Origin of the sequence: Daejeonella oryzae DSM 19973 (assembly GCF_000422945.1) — a bacterium.
GTDB classification, from domain to species: domain Bacteria; phylum Bacteroidota; class Bacteroidia; order Sphingobacteriales; family Sphingobacteriaceae; genus Daejeonella; species Daejeonella oryzae.
In genome coordinates, this window is the sequence record NZ_AUHA01000002.1 from 1,494,849 (window position 1) to 1,509,767 (window position 14,919).

13 protein-coding genes are annotated in these 14,919 nt (G+C 38.5%); 8 read left to right on the plus strand and 5 right to left on the minus strand.

What is annotated here, in order from left to right; all coding sequences use genetic code 11:
- The first annotated feature begins 56 nt into the window (after positions 1 to 56).
- The 6 genes from rpsM (at position 57) to dnaK (ending at position 5,387) form a co-directional block, all read left to right on the plus strand.
- Positions 57 to 434: a 30S ribosomal protein S13 gene (gene rpsM / locus G521_RS0106995; protein ID WP_026897901.1), complete on the plus strand. Its 378-nt coding sequence runs from the start codon at positions 57 to 59 to the stop codon at positions 432 to 434.
- Between the two features lie 13 nt (positions 435 to 447).
- Positions 448 to 837 (plus strand): 30S ribosomal protein S11, encoded by a 390-nt coding sequence (rpsK, locus tag G521_RS0107000; protein WP_026897902.1) that lies wholly within the window; start codon positions 448 to 450, stop codon positions 835 to 837.
- A 71-nt stretch (positions 838 to 908) separates the two neighbouring features.
- Positions 909 to 1,517 (plus strand): 30S ribosomal protein S4, encoded by a 609-nt coding sequence (gene rpsD, locus G521_RS0107005; RefSeq protein ID WP_026897903.1) that lies wholly within the window; start codon positions 909 to 911, stop codon positions 1,515 to 1,517.
- Positions 1,518 to 1,589: 72 nt separating this feature from the next.
- Positions 1,590 to 2,582: a DNA-directed RNA polymerase subunit alpha gene (locus G521_RS0107010; protein WP_026897904.1), complete on the plus strand. Its 993-nt coding sequence runs from the start codon at positions 1,590 to 1,592 to the stop codon at positions 2,580 to 2,582.
- A 72-nt stretch (positions 2,583 to 2,654) separates the two neighbouring features.
- Positions 2,655 to 3,221 carry a 50S ribosomal protein L17 gene (gene rplQ / locus G521_RS0107015; RefSeq protein ID WP_026897905.1) on the plus strand — a complete coding sequence of 189 codons (567 nt, stop codon included), beginning with the start codon at positions 2,655 to 2,657 and terminating at the stop codon, positions 3,219 to 3,221.
- Positions 3,222 to 3,464: 243 nt separating this feature from the next.
- The gene (gene dnaK / locus G521_RS0107020; RefSeq protein ID WP_026897906.1) at positions 3,465 to 5,387 is read left to right on the plus strand and encodes a molecular chaperone DnaK; all 1,923 of its coding nucleotides are present in this window, start codon (positions 3,465 to 3,467) and stop codon (positions 5,385 to 5,387) included.
- A 116-nt stretch (positions 5,388 to 5,503) separates the two neighbouring features.
- Here the strand turns inward: dnaK and G521_RS0107025 are convergent, their stop codons facing one another.
- The 5 genes from G521_RS0107025 to G521_RS0107045 form a co-directional block, all read right to left on the minus strand.
- Complete coding sequence (locus G521_RS0107025; RefSeq protein WP_026897907.1) at positions 5,504 to 6,403, minus strand: nucleotidyltransferase family protein; 900 nt, start codon at positions 6,401 to 6,403, stop codon at positions 5,504 to 5,506.
- A gap of 153 nt (positions 6,404 to 6,556) precedes the next feature.
- Complete coding sequence (locus tag G521_RS0107030) at positions 6,557 to 8,116, minus strand: helicase HerA-like domain-containing protein (RefSeq protein ID WP_026897908.1); 1,560 nt, start codon at positions 8,114 to 8,116, stop codon at positions 6,557 to 6,559.
- A gap of 79 nt (positions 8,117 to 8,195) precedes the next feature.
- Positions 8,196 to 10,613 (minus strand): alpha/beta hydrolase family protein, encoded by a 2,418-nt coding sequence (locus G521_RS0107035; protein WP_026897909.1) that lies wholly within the window; start codon positions 10,611 to 10,613, stop codon positions 8,196 to 8,198.
- Between the two features lie 110 nt (positions 10,614 to 10,723).
- On the minus strand, positions 10,724 to 11,827 hold the full coding sequence (locus tag G521_RS0107040) for a M42 family metallopeptidase (protein ID WP_026897910.1): 1,104 nt from the start codon (positions 11,825 to 11,827) through the stop codon (positions 10,724 to 10,726).
- 23 nt (positions 11,828 to 11,850) lie between these two features.
- The gene (locus G521_RS0107045; RefSeq protein WP_245580838.1) at positions 11,851 to 12,261 is read right to left on the minus strand and encodes a GNAT family N-acetyltransferase; all 411 of its coding nucleotides are present in this window, start codon (positions 12,259 to 12,261) and stop codon (positions 11,851 to 11,853) included.
- Between the two features lie 419 nt (positions 12,262 to 12,680).
- On the opposite strand from G521_RS0107045, the gene G521_RS0107050 reads away from it, so the two are divergent.
- Both G521_RS0107050 and G521_RS0107055 read left to right on the plus strand, forming a co-directional pair.
- Positions 12,681 to 14,234, plus strand: a complete 1,554-nt coding sequence (locus G521_RS0107050; RefSeq protein ID WP_026897912.1) for a SulP family inorganic anion transporter — start codon at positions 12,681 to 12,683, stop codon at positions 14,232 to 14,234.
- 28 nt (positions 14,235 to 14,262) lie between these two features.
- Positions 14,263 to 14,904: a carbonic anhydrase family protein gene (locus tag G521_RS0107055; protein WP_026897913.1), complete on the plus strand. Its 642-nt coding sequence runs from the start codon at positions 14,263 to 14,265 to the stop codon at positions 14,902 to 14,904.
- Positions 14,905 to 14,919 lie beyond the last annotated feature (15 nt).

Below are 14,919 nucleotides of genomic sequence, written 5' to 3' on the forward strand. Positions count from 1 at the left end.
ACTGCGATTGTTCAGCGTAAATCTGGAATCGTAAATCTTAATCGCTAAATAGAAATATGGCAAGGATAGCAGGTATTGATTTACCAAGAAACAAAAGAGGAGAGATCGGACTTACTTACATTTTCGGTATCGGCAAGGCAACTGCACAACGCATTTTGAATACTGCTGATATTAGTTATGATGTAAAAGTAGAAGAATGGACCGATGATCAGTTAGCGGCAATTCGTGGTTTAATTAACGACGAAATTAAAGTTGAGGGAGCTTTACGTTCAGAAATTCAGTTAAACATCAAGCGTTTAATGGATATCGGATGTTACCGCGGTCTTCGTCACCGTAAGGGATTACCAGTTCGTGGTCAGCGTACCAAAAACAACTCACGTACACGTAAGGGTAAACGTAAAACAGTGGCAAACAAAAAGAAGGCTACTAAATAATAATTGATAGATAATGGCTAAAACTAAAAAAGTAACCAAAAAGCGTATAGTTATTGTTGAGCCGGTAGGTGAGGCGCACGTAAATGCAACATTCAACAATATTATAATTACCTTAACCAATACTCAGGGACAAACTATTTCATGGTCGTCTGCTGGTAAAATGGGCTTTAAAGGTTCAAAGAAAAATACTCCATATGCTGCTGGTCAGGCTGCTGGTGATTGTGCTAAAGTAGCTCATGATCTTGGTTTGCGTAAAGTAGAAGTATTTGTAAAAGGTCCTGGATCTGGTCGTGAATCAGCTATTCGTACTTTGCAAACTTCAGGTATTGAAGTAACTACAATAAAGGATATTACACCGCTTCCACACAACGGTTGTCGTCCTCCAAAAAGAAGAAGAGTTTAATTTTAATTAATCAGTTTTAAAGCTAAGATTCTCCTGGCACAGGTCGGGATGATACTTTAAAAACACACAACATGGCAAGATATACCGGACCAAAGTCCAAAATAGCCCGTAGATTCAGAGAACCAATTTTCGGTCCTGATAAGGCATTAGAAAGAAAAAATTATCCTCCGGGAATGCACGGTACCTCCAGAAAAAGAGGTAAGCAATCAGAATATGCTGTGCAGTTAATGGAGAAGCAAAAAGTGAAGCATACGTATGGTGTGTTAGAGCGTTACTTCGAAAACCTGTTTCACAAATCTTCTGCTAAAGAAGGTATAACAGGAGATAACCTTTTAAAATTCCTGGAAGCACGTTTGGATAATACTGTTTATCGTTTAGGCATTGCTCCAACCCGTTCAGCTGCCCGTCAGTTAGTTGGTCACAAGCACATTACTGTAAACGGTGAGATTGTAAATATCGCTTCTTACTCATTACGTGCCGGCGATATCGTTGCTGTACGTGAGCGTTCAAAATCATTAGAAGCAGTTACACAATCTGTAGCAGGCAAAATGATTAATAAATATAGTTGGTTAGAGTGGGATGCAAACAGCTTAACAGGCAAATTCCTGAATTATCCAAGTCGTGATGAGATTCCTGAAAATATCAAGGAAAACCTTATCGTCGAATTGTACTCTAAGTAATAATAGATCCGGAGCTGTTTTTACAGTCCGGATCAGTTTAATATTAACAAATACATTTAACAAAAATAGTAAATGGCAATCTTAGCATTTCAGAAACCTGATAAAGTTATCATGCAGAAATCTACGGATTTCGACGGGACATTTGAATTCAGACCATTAGAGCCTGGTTTCGGTGTTACCATTGGTAATGCTTTACGGCGGATTCTTTTATCTTCTCTTGAAGGTTTTGCAATAACTTCTGTTCGCTTTTCAGGTGTTTCTCATGAGTTTTCTACCATCAAAGGTGTTGTAGAAGATGTTACTGAGATCATCTTAAACTTGAAGCAGGTTCGTTTCCAGAAAATTGGTGACTCAGGCGATTCTGAAAAGATCTTTGTCATAATTAACGGTCAGGATCAGTTCAAAGCAGGTGATATTTCTAAATTTTCAAATAATTTTGAAGTATTAAATTCTGATATGGTGATCTGTAACATGGAATCATCTGTTACTTTGGAAATTGAATTGACAGTTAACAAAGGCCGAGGTTACATTGCAGCAGAAGAAAATAAAAATGCTGATGCTCCTGTAGGTGTGATTGCAATTGATTCGATTTATACTCCAATCAAAAATGTAAAATTCACTATTGAGAATTTCCGTGTTGAGCAGAAAACAGATTATGAGAAGTTAATTCTTGATATTTCTACTGACGGTTCAATTCATCCGGAAGAAGCTTTGAAAGAAGCTGCTAAAATATTGATTCATCACTTCATGTTATTCTCTGATGAGAACATCATGTTTGAATCTCAGGCCAAAGAAGAAACTAAAGAAGTTGACGAGGAAATTTTACATATGCGTAAAATCCTTAAAATGGAATTAGTTGATTTAGATCTATCAGTACGAGCATTAAACTGTTTAAAAGCAGCAGATATCCGCTCACTTGCTGATCTGGTTTCTTACGATGTTGCTGATATGTTAAAATTCAGAAACTTTGGTAAAAAGTCATTAACTGAGATACAGGATCTGGTTAAATCGAAAGGATTATCTTTTGGTATGAACCTTTCAAAATTCAAATTAGACGAAGAATAATAAGCGAACGGCATAATTCCCGGTCCCTTTTAAGGTTGACTGACGGTATGCACGTGCACAACAAAACAAACAATGAGACACGGTAAAAAAATTAATCATTTAAGTCGTACAGACAGTCATCGCCGGTCGATGCTTTCTAACATGGCTTCTTCGCTTATCCTGCACAAGCGTATTACTACTACACTTGCTAAGGCAAAAGCTTTACGTACCTATGTAGAGCCTTTGATAACTAAATCGAAAACAGATTCTACGCATTCACGCCGTACTGCTTTTAGTTATTTAAAAGATAAAGAAGTAGTAGCAATGCTATTCCGCGAAATCGCTGAAAAAGTGGCAACCCGTCCGGGTGGTTACACTCGTATTCTAAAATTGGGCAATCGTTTAGGTGATAATGCTTCAATGGCTATGATCGAGTTAGTTGATTTTAACGAACTTTATACAACTGGCGAAGTTGCTGCTGAAAAGAAAACAACTCGTCGTCGTGGTGCTAAAGCTAAAAAAACCGATACACCGGCAACTGAAACCAAAGCTTCTGCTAAAGCAGAGAAAGAAGAAGTAAAAGCTGCTGATACGGAAGTTAAAGAAGAAACTCCTGCAACTGATGCTGCAGCAGACACAACTTCTGAAGATAAAGCTTAAGCAATATAAAATTTATAAAAGCCCTGCTCAATGAGCAGGGCTTTTTTGTTGACTGATAATTTGTGTGAAATTTATCATTCTCTGATTCTTCAATTCTGCCATCCTGTCATTTTAAATTTTACAGGTAATGACGTATTTCTTAATGAATGTATGTCATCAATTCCGTCAATGCTACTTGGCACATTGCTTGTTATTCAGCTAGAGTATATTGAATTAAATTTTTAAACTAAAGAATATATTAACATGTCAAAAATCATTGGTATCGACTTAGGAACCACAAATTCATGTGTTGCAGTAATGGAAGGTAATGAGCCTGTCGTTATTTCTAACAGTGAAGGGAAGCGTACCACTCCATCAATTGTTGCTTTTATAGAAGGTGGAGAACGCAAAGTGGGTGATCCGGCAAAACGCCAGGCAATCACAAACCCTACAAAAACTATATCTTCTATCAAACGCTTCATGGGAAATGGCTTTGATGAAGTAAAGAAGGAAATGGAACGTGTTCCATATACAGTTGTCAAAGGCGATAACAACACTCCGCGTGTTGAGATTGATGGCCGTAAATATACTCCTCAGGAAATTTCTGCAATGGTATTGCAGAAGATGAAAAAAACTGCAGAAGATTTCTTAGGTCATGAAGTAACCGAAGCGGTTATCACCGTACCTGCTTACTTTAATGATTCACAGCGTCAGGCAACTAAAGAAGCCGGAGAGATCGCTGGTTTAAAAGTAGCCCGTATAATCAATGAGCCTACAGCCGCAGCTTTAGCATACGGTCTGGATAAAGCTCATCGCGATATGAAAATCGTAGTATTTGATTGCGGTGGTGGTACTCATGACGTTTCTGTTCTTGAATTGGGTGAGGGTGTATTTGAAGTAAAATCTACAGATGGTGATACACACCTGGGTGGAGATGACTTTGATGCGGTTATCATCGACTGGATGGCAGACGAATTTAAAAGTGATGAAGGTATCGACCTGCGTAAAGATCCAATGGCATTACAGCGTTTGAAAGAAGCTGCTGAGAAAGCTAAGATCGAATTATCAAGTACTGCACAAACAGAAATTAACCTTCCATATATTTCTGCAGGTGATGGAATGCCGAAGCACCTTGTTAAAACGTTAACCCGTGCTAAATTTGAATCTTTAGCAGATAGTTTAATTAAGCGTACAATTGATCCTTGCAGAACTGCTTTGAAAAATGCAGGCTTAAAAACTACAGATATTGACGAGATTATTTTGGTTGGTGGATCAACACGTATCCCGGCTATCCAGGATGCAGTTAAATCTTTCTTCGGTAAAGACCCTTCAAAAGGTGTTAACCCGGATGAGGTTGTTGCAATTGGTGCAGCTATTCAGGGTGGTGTGTTAACCGGAGAAGTGAAAGATGTATTGTTATTAGACGTTACTCCACTTTCTCTAGGTATCGAAACCATGGGTGGTGTAATGACTAAATTAATAGAGGCTAATACAACCATCCCAACTAAAAAGTCTGAAGTATTTTCAACAGCATCAGATAATCAACCATCAGTAGAGATTCATGTTTTACAGGGTGAGCGCCCAATGGCAAATCAAAACAGAAAGCTTGGTAATTTCCATTTGGATGGTATTCCTCCTGCTCCTCGTGGTATTCCTCAGATCGAAGTTACATTTGATATTGATGCCAATGGTATTCTGCATGTTGCTGCAAAAGATAAAGCAACTAATAAAGAGCAGAAAATCCGTATTGAATCTTCTTCAGGTTTAACTGATGAAGAAATCAAGAAAATGAGAGATGAAGCTGAAGCTAATGCTGAGTCTGATCAGAAAGCCAGAGAAGAAGTTGAAAAATTGAATGCTGCTGATGCTTTAATTTTCTCTACTGAAAAACAACTGAAAGAGTATGGTGATAAAATCTCTGCTGAGAAGAAAGCACCTATCGAAGAAGGTTTAAAGAAATTGAAAGATGCTCATGCTTCTAAAGATTTCGCTTCTATGGAAACTGCTCAAACTGAATTACAGGAATCATGGAATGCCGCATCTGAAGAAATGTATAAAGCAACTCAGGAAACTGCGGGTGCGGAAGCTGGAAACGGCCAGGCAACTGGTTCAGGTCCTTCAGGTGAAGCAGATGATTCTGTAACTGATGTTGATTTTGAAGAAGTAAAGGAAGACGATAAGAAATAACACTTATCAACTTATAAACAAGAAACCCCGCTCATTTTTGAGCGGGGTTTTCTGTTATATATAAATCCTGAGCTTTTACAGAATCTTAAAATGTGAAAAATTTCACTGATTAAAATTTAGTTCCAGAGATTATTTGGATACTCTCCGCTGCTTACAAGCTTGTCAATGCTGGCCTGTACAATTGGCTTATCTTCTTTATAAGTAACACCAAACCATTTAGCGTCTGTAGGGATAACTTTAAAAGTCGCAATGTTGTGTTTGATGAGATGATCAGCAATTAGCGGAATGAAAAATTCAGCTTTTGGATCATTCTCATTATTTTTTACAAATTCTACGAAAAGCTCTTCGATTGTCGGGAAAACGTGTGGCGTAAATCCCCAAAAATTCATAGAAACAGGAGTTGAAGCATCTAAAGGAAATTCTTTATCGTTTTCTTCAAACACAATTCCACCGTTTTTTGAATATACTTTGGTACGCTCATCAATTTCACTCATATTTCCCTTATCATCTGTTTGACAAACTCCGCGGGATACAGAACCGTTTTCAGAAAGTGTGTTGCCTATTTTGTAACCAACAATACTGTATTTATTCTCTGCGGCTTCTGATGTTAAAAATGTGGCCATGTTTTTAAAAGCCTCGTAACCATAATAATCATCGGCATTAATTACACAAAAAGGTTCGTGAACCTGATTTTTTGCTTCTAAAATCGCATGACCTGTTCCCCATGGTTTTGCTCTTTCAATTTCTTTGTCAATTCCGTATTTCTGCAGATCAAAGGTTTGAAAAACATAATCGGTTTCTACTTTACCAGCGAGTTTTGGCTCAAAAATAGATTTAAAATTATCTAAAAATTCTTCCTTAATTATAAAAACAACCTTTCCAAAACCAGCCTTAATAGCATCAGAAATAGAATAATCAATAATTGTTTCTCCGTTCGGACCAAATCCGTCAGTTTGCTTCATGCTACCGTAGCGGCTGGCCATTCCGGCAGCTAAAATCAGTAATGTTGGTTTCATAAGTATTATAAGTAATGTTTAATTTTTATAAAATAAAACTTGGCTAAAAATTAAGCTTGGTTAGCTAAATTAATAATTAGAGTATGATTACAGCAAAAAAGATTCCGAGTTTGCATTTTATGTACAACGATTTGTTATAATGGGCATTTATTTTTAAAAACCGAACAAACTACCGGATTTTCCCCTTGGCTTTTTACCCGAAAGCATACCAAATAAGCCCCTGATAATAGCAGTACCAATTTGTCTTGTAAAAGGTGCATTAATCACCTTTTCCATGGTGCTTTTTTCAGGCCTGCCGGATTTCTGTTCTTCTTTGACCTTTTCTTTCTCTTTTAATATTTCCTGATCAATTGCCAGCCGGTCGTTTACCTTTTTGGTGAGAATATCATATGCGCTTTCCGGATCAATTGTTTCTTTATATTTTCCATATAATTCGCTCGACTGAATCAGCGTATCTATATCAGCTGCCGGCATAGGTCCCATAACGGAGCGGGGAGGAGTTAAATGAGTGGCAACAACTTCAGTTGGAATTCCTTTTTCATTTAATACAGTTATTAAAGCCTGCCCGGTTCCCAGCGAAGTTAAAATTCTATCAATCTCATAAAATTCTGATTTTGGGTAAGTATTAACCGTTTTTTTCAATGCTTCAACATCGTTTGGAGTAAATGCTCTTAAAGCATGTTGTACCCTGTTTCCTAATTGTGCCAGAACGCTTTCAGGAACGTCCATTGGCGTTTGGGTGCAAAAGAATACGCCAATTCCTTTAGAACGAATCAGTCTGATAACCGTTTCAATCTGTTCCAGAAAAGCTTTTGGAGAATCTTTAAAAAGTAAATGTGCTTCATCAAAGAAAAAAACCAGTTTAGGTTTATCCAGATCGCCGGCTTCCGGCATACTGTAAAAAATCTCGGCAAGTAAGCTTAACAGGAAGGTGGAAAAAAGAACCGGTTGGTTTTGAACATCGGATATATTTAACAAGCTTATTACTCCTTTGCCATCCACACGATTAAAAAGATCCTGAATTTCGAAAGATCTTTCTCCAAATATCTGAGCTAAACCCTGCTGTTCAATGGCAACAATTTTCCGAAGAATTGTTCCGGAGGTTGCGGTAGAAATAGATCCGTAATTTTCTTTAATCTCTGCAGCGCCCGGTCCTTCTGATAAGTAAGAAATAACTTTTTTCAGATCATTCAGATCAACCAGTGCAAGCGTATTGTCATCAGCATATTTAAATATGACGGCCATCACACCTGCCTGAGTTTCGTTTAATCCAAGAATTTTAGACAATAATACAGGGCCGAACTCAAGTATTGTGGCCCGCATCTGTGCTCCGGATTTTCCGGTTAAAGAATAAAGCTCTACCGGGAAACCGGATGGATTAAAAGGCATACCTAATGCAGTAGCTCTTTCTTCGAGTTTTGCATTGGTTGGCCCCGGCTGATTTAAGCCTGAAAGGTCACCTTTAACATCGAGCATAAAAACCGGAACACCTGCATCAGAAAGTTGTTCGGCAATTAATTGGAGAGTTCTGGTTTTGCCGGTTCCGGTTGCACCGGCTATCAGCCCGTGCCTGTTCATCATTTTTAATGATAAATTAACCTGAGCTTCAGCAATAATCGCCCCGTCTAAAATTCCGGCGCCTAAGTAAATCGAAGGGTTTTGGGTATTATAAGATGAATTGATTTTCTCGGTAAACAAAACTTTTTTTTCCATGCCGTCAATTTTTGGATTTCTGAATTTACAATAAAATCTATTAATGTACTGGTATACACCAGTTGCCTTTACATCTTGATTATTTAGTTACTTTTTCCGGTTTTGCTTTCTTAACGTATTTTTCAAGCCAGTTATCCATTTCCCACATCATATGCAATACAGATTCTCTTCCCTGGTATCCATGGGCCTCGGCAGGTAAAATCACCAGTCGGGTTGTAGCGCCATGCCCTTTAAGCGCATTGTAAAAACGTTCACTTTGCATGGGGAATGTTCCCGAATTATTGTCTGCTTCGCCGTGGATAAGTAATAAGGGCTCCTTAATTTTATCGGCATATGAAAAAGGCGACATCTTATTGTAAACCTCGGGTGCTTCCCAATAAGTACGTTCTTCTGCCTGGAAACCAAATGGTGTTAATGTTCGGTTGTAAGCTCCGCTTCGGGCAATGCCCGCAGCAAATAGATCAGTATGGGCCAGCAAATTGGCAGTCATAAATGCACCATATGAGTGTCCGCCAACAGCAATTCTTGCGCTGTCTGCAACACCCATTTTTACCAGTGTATCAATAGCCGCCTGGGCATTATACCTGATCTGTTCAATAAAAGTATCATTTGGCTGATCATTGCTTTCACCAACAATTGGCATGTCAGCATTATCTAAAATGGCGTAGCCGCGGTTTACCCAGTATATTGGCGAGCCTGAACTGATTCTTGTAAACTGATAAGGAGATCCCTTAACTTGTCCGGCAGCCAAAGCAGTTTTAAACTCCCGCGGATAAGCCCACATCAATACCGGTAAAGCACCGTCAGAAGTGCTGTAGTTTTTTGGCAGGTAAAGTGTTGCGCTTAAATTTAATCCGTCAAGTCTTTTATAATTTAGCTGTTGTTTGATGACTCCTGCTAAACCAGGATACGGATTTGTGAAATCTGTTAATTGGGTATATGTGCTGTCGGCAAGTTTTACATGATAATAATTGGCAACCGAATCTGCAGATTCTCTGCTTATAATAAGGAATTTTGTGTTATTGAAGAACACAGGCTTTTCATAATAAGGCGCTTGCGAATGAAATAGGGTATCGGTTAATTTGGTTTTAATATTGAATTTTAGCAGAAAAGGACGATCTCCTTCCGGCGACGCTCCATTACTGATAGTAAAGATATTTTGATTTTCTGTCAGTAAAACGTCTCGCTTATAAGCATTTTTCTTGATGACGAATTTCCCGGGATCACTGTAAGCATTTTCATAATAGCGGTCGAATAAGTTTACACGATAAGAGGCGTTTCCGGGTTTAATATAAACTCTTCTTTCAGCACGTGTTTTCCACCATCGCTCTGTAACAATAGCAAGATCATCATCAGCCCAGTCAATATTATTAAATCTTAAATAACATTCTGCGAGTTTTTGAGCAGTTTTTTTAAATGGAGCTTCCAGCATGTAGATAACATCTCTCAAAGGGACCTGCCGGTTCGGATCGCCTTCATCTTTTGCTTCAACCCAAAAAAGTGTTGATGCTTTATCAGTTCGCCAGCCAAATTCACGGGGACCTTTAGGAACACCATCAAATCCGGATGGGATGTTATCTGCCAATGGCGCTTTAAAAAATGTCTTAACAAGTTTTCCCTTTACATTATAAACTGCCGTGGTATATGGAAATAAATTAGCAGGCACCATATAAGAGTAAGGGCGGTTAATTGTTTGAATTAGGATATGCTTGCCGTCTGGTGAAAAATCAAAAGATTTATAGATAGCAGGGATATTCCAGTCTGCAGCTTCGCCTTCCAGGGGCACTATTTTCATTTGCGAACTTAAATAGTAATCAAATAATAATTCCTGATAAGGATTTTTTAAGAGATCCTGATAGGTTCTGGATGGTGCTGTTTTGCCAATGTTTTCCTGAACAATTGGACCGGTTGGACGCAGATCAGCTAGCGGAGGGTCTGCACGGTTTGTATCAACAAATTTTGCAAGTAATGATTTACTGCCAGGTGACCAGATAAATGGAGTGCCGTAAGTATCATTAAGGTATGATTCAGACAGTTTTTTAGCTTCTAAGGTTTTAATATCTGCTACCCAAAGTTCTATACCGTAAGCGGATAAATTACTGAATGCAATTTTACTTTCATCCGGCGACCAGCTTACATCAGAGATTCTGAGAATTTCAGGCAAGCCTGTAAACTCGAATTCTTCATTTTTTTTTACTGACTTTAATTTAATTCCATTAAAATATGCAGATCTGCTCTGACCATTAGTTGCAGGATTTATTCTGAGTCCGGCAATTCTTAATTCGGGCTGTGCAACTTCTGAAATAGGAGGCAAACCAGGTTTTTGAAGAAGCAGCATCCAGCTGCCGTCAGAATTTAATTTAATTTCGGGAGTAGTAGGTGCATCAACCAGATCAATTATTGATTGAGGTGGTGTTTGATAAGTCAGTTCCTCCTGTGCGAAGGCAGATAGTTTGAGGAAAATAAATCCCGCAAAGGCTAAAAGATTAAGTTTCATACGTGTTTATAAAATGAGACTTCTCAAATACTGATTATCATCCTGAGTTGAGCCACCATTAATAGATTGGTTGTCTGACATTTTCATGATGTCAGACACCCGAATTTTATTTATTTAATCGACCGGAAATCATGATCAACCTCAATATTTAACAATGATTCATAAATTAACCGAATTACATTGTCAACATCTTCTTTGTGTATCATTTCCACGGTGGTGTGCATGTATCGAAGAGGCAGAGAGATAAGCGCAGAAACCACGCCATCGTTAGAATAAGCAAAAGCATCTGTATCCGTTCCCGTTGAACGTGAAGACGCTTGTCTCTGAAAAGGAATATTATTGTTTTCGGCAACCCTGATCAATAATTTATTAAGGTTGGTTTGAACGGCAGGTGCGTAAGAAACTACCGGTCCCTTGCCGCAGGCCAGATCGCCCTGAGAAATTTTATTGATCATTGGTGTTTGAGTATCATGAGTTACATCCGTTACGATGGCAACATGAGGCTTTATGCGGTGGGCGATCATTTCAGCACCGCGTAAGCCAATTTCTTCCTGTACTGAATTTACAATGTAAAGAGCGAAAGGAAGGGTTTTTTTATTCTCTTTTAATAAGCGGGCAACTTCGGCAATCATGAAACCGCCTGCACGGTTATCTAATGCACGGCCTACATAGTAACGATCATTTAAAACCATAAATTCATCATCGTACGTAATCACACAACCAACATGAATACCAAGTTTTTCAACTTCTTCTGCAGAAGTACAACCACAGTCGAGGAAAATGTTTTTTAATGAAGGAGCTTCTTCTTTTTCACCGCTGCGTGTATGGATTGCAGGCCATCCGAAAACTGCTTTTACAATTCCTTTTTCGGTGTGAATATTTACTCTTTTAGACGGTGCAATCTGGTGGTCAGAGCCGCCATTTCTGATCACGTAAATTAAACCTTCTTTATTAATGTAATTTACATACCAAGAAATTTCATCGGCATGAGCCTCAATAACTACCCGGTAAGGAGCTTCAGGATTAATTACTGCTACTGCAGTACCGTAATTGTCTACGAAATGCTCGTCAACATATGGTTTTAAATAGTCAAGCCATAAACGTTGTCCTTCCCATTCGTAGCCGGTTGGCGAGGGGTTGTTGATGTACTTTTCAAAAAACTGAAGAGATTGTTCGGTAACTACCGGAATGTGCTTATTTTCTTTCTTAGCCATTATATTTATTGCTGATATATTTATTATTGCAGAGATAATTCCATTATCACAAAATCATACCCATCCTGATTAAAAGTATTTTCTGTTAGTTTAAAACCCAACTTTTTATAAAAATCAGATACATTTTTACGGGAATTACACCATAGCATGTCTGCACGCTCACTCTTACTGAACTCAATTATATGTTCCATTAACAAAGTAGCATAACCAAAACCCTGATATTGTTTTACTGTTGCGAGTTTTCGAAACTGAGCATTATTTCCTCTTTTAAACCAGGAAACTATACTGATTAATTGATTATGATCAAATAACCCAAAGTGTATGCCATCTTCATCGTCAGCTAATTTAATATCTTTTAATTCTTTTTCAGGATACATTACTTCATGACGAATAGCCCAGGTCAATTCTGCCGGTATTTGTTCGATTTGATACACAATTTATTTTTTTGGGATGCTAATTTACTGATCAACCTCTATCCAACCAACCAAATCACAACTAAAAGGTGTGGAACAGTCACAGCGAGGTTAATCCTTCAAGCCGCAAAATACCAAATCTTTCATAAATGAAATAGTCTTGATTCCATTCACAAAATGTTTATATTACCTCTGGTTGCCATTCATTCTAGACTCAGAGACAATCTTTTCTGTCATTTTTATTTCAAATTCTTATTGCAATTATGTTGGTTTTTTAATGATTCCTTTTGGGATTCTTCGCTTTAGGGTAAACCAGTAGAGAAAGTTAAACCTTATAGCATAAAAGGAGTTAAAAGTATTGCAATTTAAAATGATAGTAATACTATCATTTTAAATTAAAGTACTATCTTCGCCTAATAAACTTACAATGACAATTGATTATGGAATTGAAAGACGCGTTTAAAGAATTGAAGAACGATTTGCCCGCAAGCATCGTTGTGTTTTTTGTGGCAGTACCTTTATGCCTTGGAATTGCCTTAGCTTCAGGGGCTCCGTTGTTTGCCGGGATTATAGCCGGAATAGTGGGCGGAATTATAGTAGGTATAGCCAGTGGTTCCCCTTTGGGAGTTAGTGGTCCGGCAGCCGGGTTAGCTGTAATTGTGCTGACCTCTATCGCTGCACTTGGTTCCTGGCCTGCATTCTTGCTAGCGGTTGTACTTGCCGGAGTTTTTCAGGTAATTATGGGCTATGCCAAGGCGGGTTTTATTGCGTACTTCTTTCCTTCTTCTGTAGTTAAAGGAATGCTTACCGGTATCGGGCTGTTGATAATTTTAAAACAAATACCCCACGCTTTAGGATACGATAATGATGCTGAAGGAGACTTATCTTTCTTACAGGCCGATGGTGAAACCACCCTTTCATCCATATACAAAGCGTTTGATGTGATAACGCCTGGAGCCCTGCTAATAGCCGGCCTATCTATCGCCATTCTTATATTGTGGGATCAGGTTCTGATAAAAAAACATAAATTTTTTCAGTTGGTACAAGGCCCTATTGTGGTTGTGATATTGAGCATTGTCATGAATTATTTATTCCAAACAGGTGCTATGAATTACAGCCTTTCGGCAGATCAGGTAGTGAGGCTTCCGGTTGCAAACACCCTCACTGATTTTTTTAGCTTTTTTACGTTTCCGGATTTCTCTGCGATCACTAACCTGAAAGTTTGGGAAGTGGCTGCCGTACTAGCAATTGTTGCAAGTTTAGAAACTTTGTTGTGTGTTGAGGCTACCGATAAAATGGACGCAGAGAAACGGGTTACGCCCACTAACAGAGAATTGAAGGCTCAAGGATTAGGTAATATTGTTTCTGGCTTAATCGGCGGTTTGCCAATTACTCAGGTAATTGTTCGCAGTTCGGCCAACATTTCATTTGGCGGTAAAACAAAAATGTCTGCCATATTGCATGGCGTATTTTTACTGATCAGTGCTATTACTATTGCAGGCTTATTGAATATGATTCCACTCTCCAGTTTAGCAGCCATCTTAATTATGGTAGGTTATAAACTTGCGAAGCCTGCTCTCTTTAAACAGATGTACAAATTGGGATGGGAGCAGTTTGTGCCTTTTATGGTAACAATAGTTGCAATTTTGTTAACCGATTTATTGAAAGGAATAACCGCGGGATTAATGGTGGGCGGCTTTTATGCGTTGCTACACAGCTACCGCAATTCACACTACATGAAAGAGATTATTACTACGGAAGATGGTATTCAAACGTATCACCTGGTATTAGCTGAGGAAGTTTCATTCTTTAATAAAGCCAATGTGGTGAAAGAACTGGATCAAATTCCGGCAAATTCAAAAGTGATAATTGATTTTTCCAACTCAAAATCGGTAGCATACGATGTTCTTGAACTAATAAAAGATTATGAGGTTAACGCTAAAACTAAAAACATTACCGTTGAAAAGATAAATTTTATTGAAAGAGCTGCTTAAACACAAACCATTTAAAAATTGAAATATTATGAAAACGTTGAACAAAGAAATGCAAGATGCGATTACACCCACTATGGCGCTGGACATATTAAAAGAGGGGAACAAGAGATTTGTAAGTAACCTGAAAGTAAACCGAAACCTGTTGCAGCAAGCCAATGAGACATCAGACGGGCAGCATCCCTTTGCCGTCATTTTAAGTTGCATTGATTCCCGTACTTCGGCAGAGTTAATTTTTGACCAGGGTCTGGGTGATGTTTTTAGCGTGCGGATTGCAGGTAACATCATCAACGAAGATATTTTGGGCAGTATGGAATTTGGCTGCAAAGTAGCCGGCTCAAAAATAATTGTAGTGTTGGGCCATACAAAATGCGGGGCTATAAAAGGTGCCTGCGATCACGTAGAAATGGGCAACCTGACGGCGCTGTTAAGCAAAATACAACCCGCCGTTTATGATGAAAAAACAGAAACAGAAAACCGCAATTCAGGCAATATCGAATTTGTGGAGAAAGTGGCCGCCATTAATGTGAAGAGAACCGTTCATGCCATTATGGAGCGCAGCCCTATTTTAAAAGAAATGATAGAAGCCGGAGAAATCGGAATTGCAGGCGGCAGTCATAATATTGCAACCGGCGAGGTGAGTTTTTATGAAGATACGTTAATTCTTAAATAGTTTAAAAGCCATAAA

What these genes read in the sequence shown, in the direction of transcription:
- G521_RS0107055 (WP_026897913.1), top strand. Translation starts at nt 14,263, where the DNA reads ATGAAAACGTTGAACAAAGAAATGCAAGATGCGATTACACCCACTATG.
- dnaK (WP_026897906.1), top strand. Translation starts at nt 3,465, where the DNA reads ATGTCAAAAATCATTGGTATCGACTTAGGAACCACAAATTCATGTGTT.
- G521_RS0107040 (WP_026897910.1), bottom strand. Translation starts at nt 11,827, where the DNA reads ATGGCTAAGAAAGAAAATAAGCACATTCCGGTAGTTACCGAACAATCT.
- rpsK (WP_026897902.1), top strand. Translation starts at nt 448, where the DNA reads ATGGCTAAAACTAAAAAAGTAACCAAAAAGCGTATAGTTATTGTTGAG.
- rpsD (WP_026897903.1), top strand. Translation starts at nt 909, where the DNA reads ATGGCAAGATATACCGGACCAAAGTCCAAAATAGCCCGTAGATTCAGA.
- rpsM (WP_026897901.1), top strand. Translation starts at nt 57, where the DNA reads ATGGCAAGGATAGCAGGTATTGATTTACCAAGAAACAAAAGAGGAGAG.
- G521_RS0107035 (WP_026897909.1), bottom strand. Translation starts at nt 10,613, where the DNA reads ATGAAACTTAATCTTTTAGCCTTTGCGGGATTTATTTTCCTCAAACTA.
- G521_RS0107010 (WP_026897904.1), top strand. Translation starts at nt 1,590, where the DNA reads ATGGCAATCTTAGCATTTCAGAAACCTGATAAAGTTATCATGCAGAAA.
- rplQ (WP_026897905.1), top strand. Translation starts at nt 2,655, where the DNA reads ATGAGACACGGTAAAAAAATTAATCATTTAAGTCGTACAGACAGTCAT.
- G521_RS0107030 (WP_026897908.1), bottom strand. Translation starts at nt 8,116, where the DNA reads ATGGAAAAAAAAGTTTTGTTTACCGAGAAAATCAATTCATCTTATAAT.
- G521_RS0107025 (WP_026897907.1), bottom strand. Translation starts at nt 6,403, where the DNA reads ATGAAACCAACATTACTGATTTTAGCTGCCGGAATGGCCAGCCGCTAC.
- G521_RS0107050 (WP_026897912.1), top strand. Translation starts at nt 12,681, where the DNA reads ATGGAATTGAAAGACGCGTTTAAAGAATTGAAGAACGATTTGCCCGCA.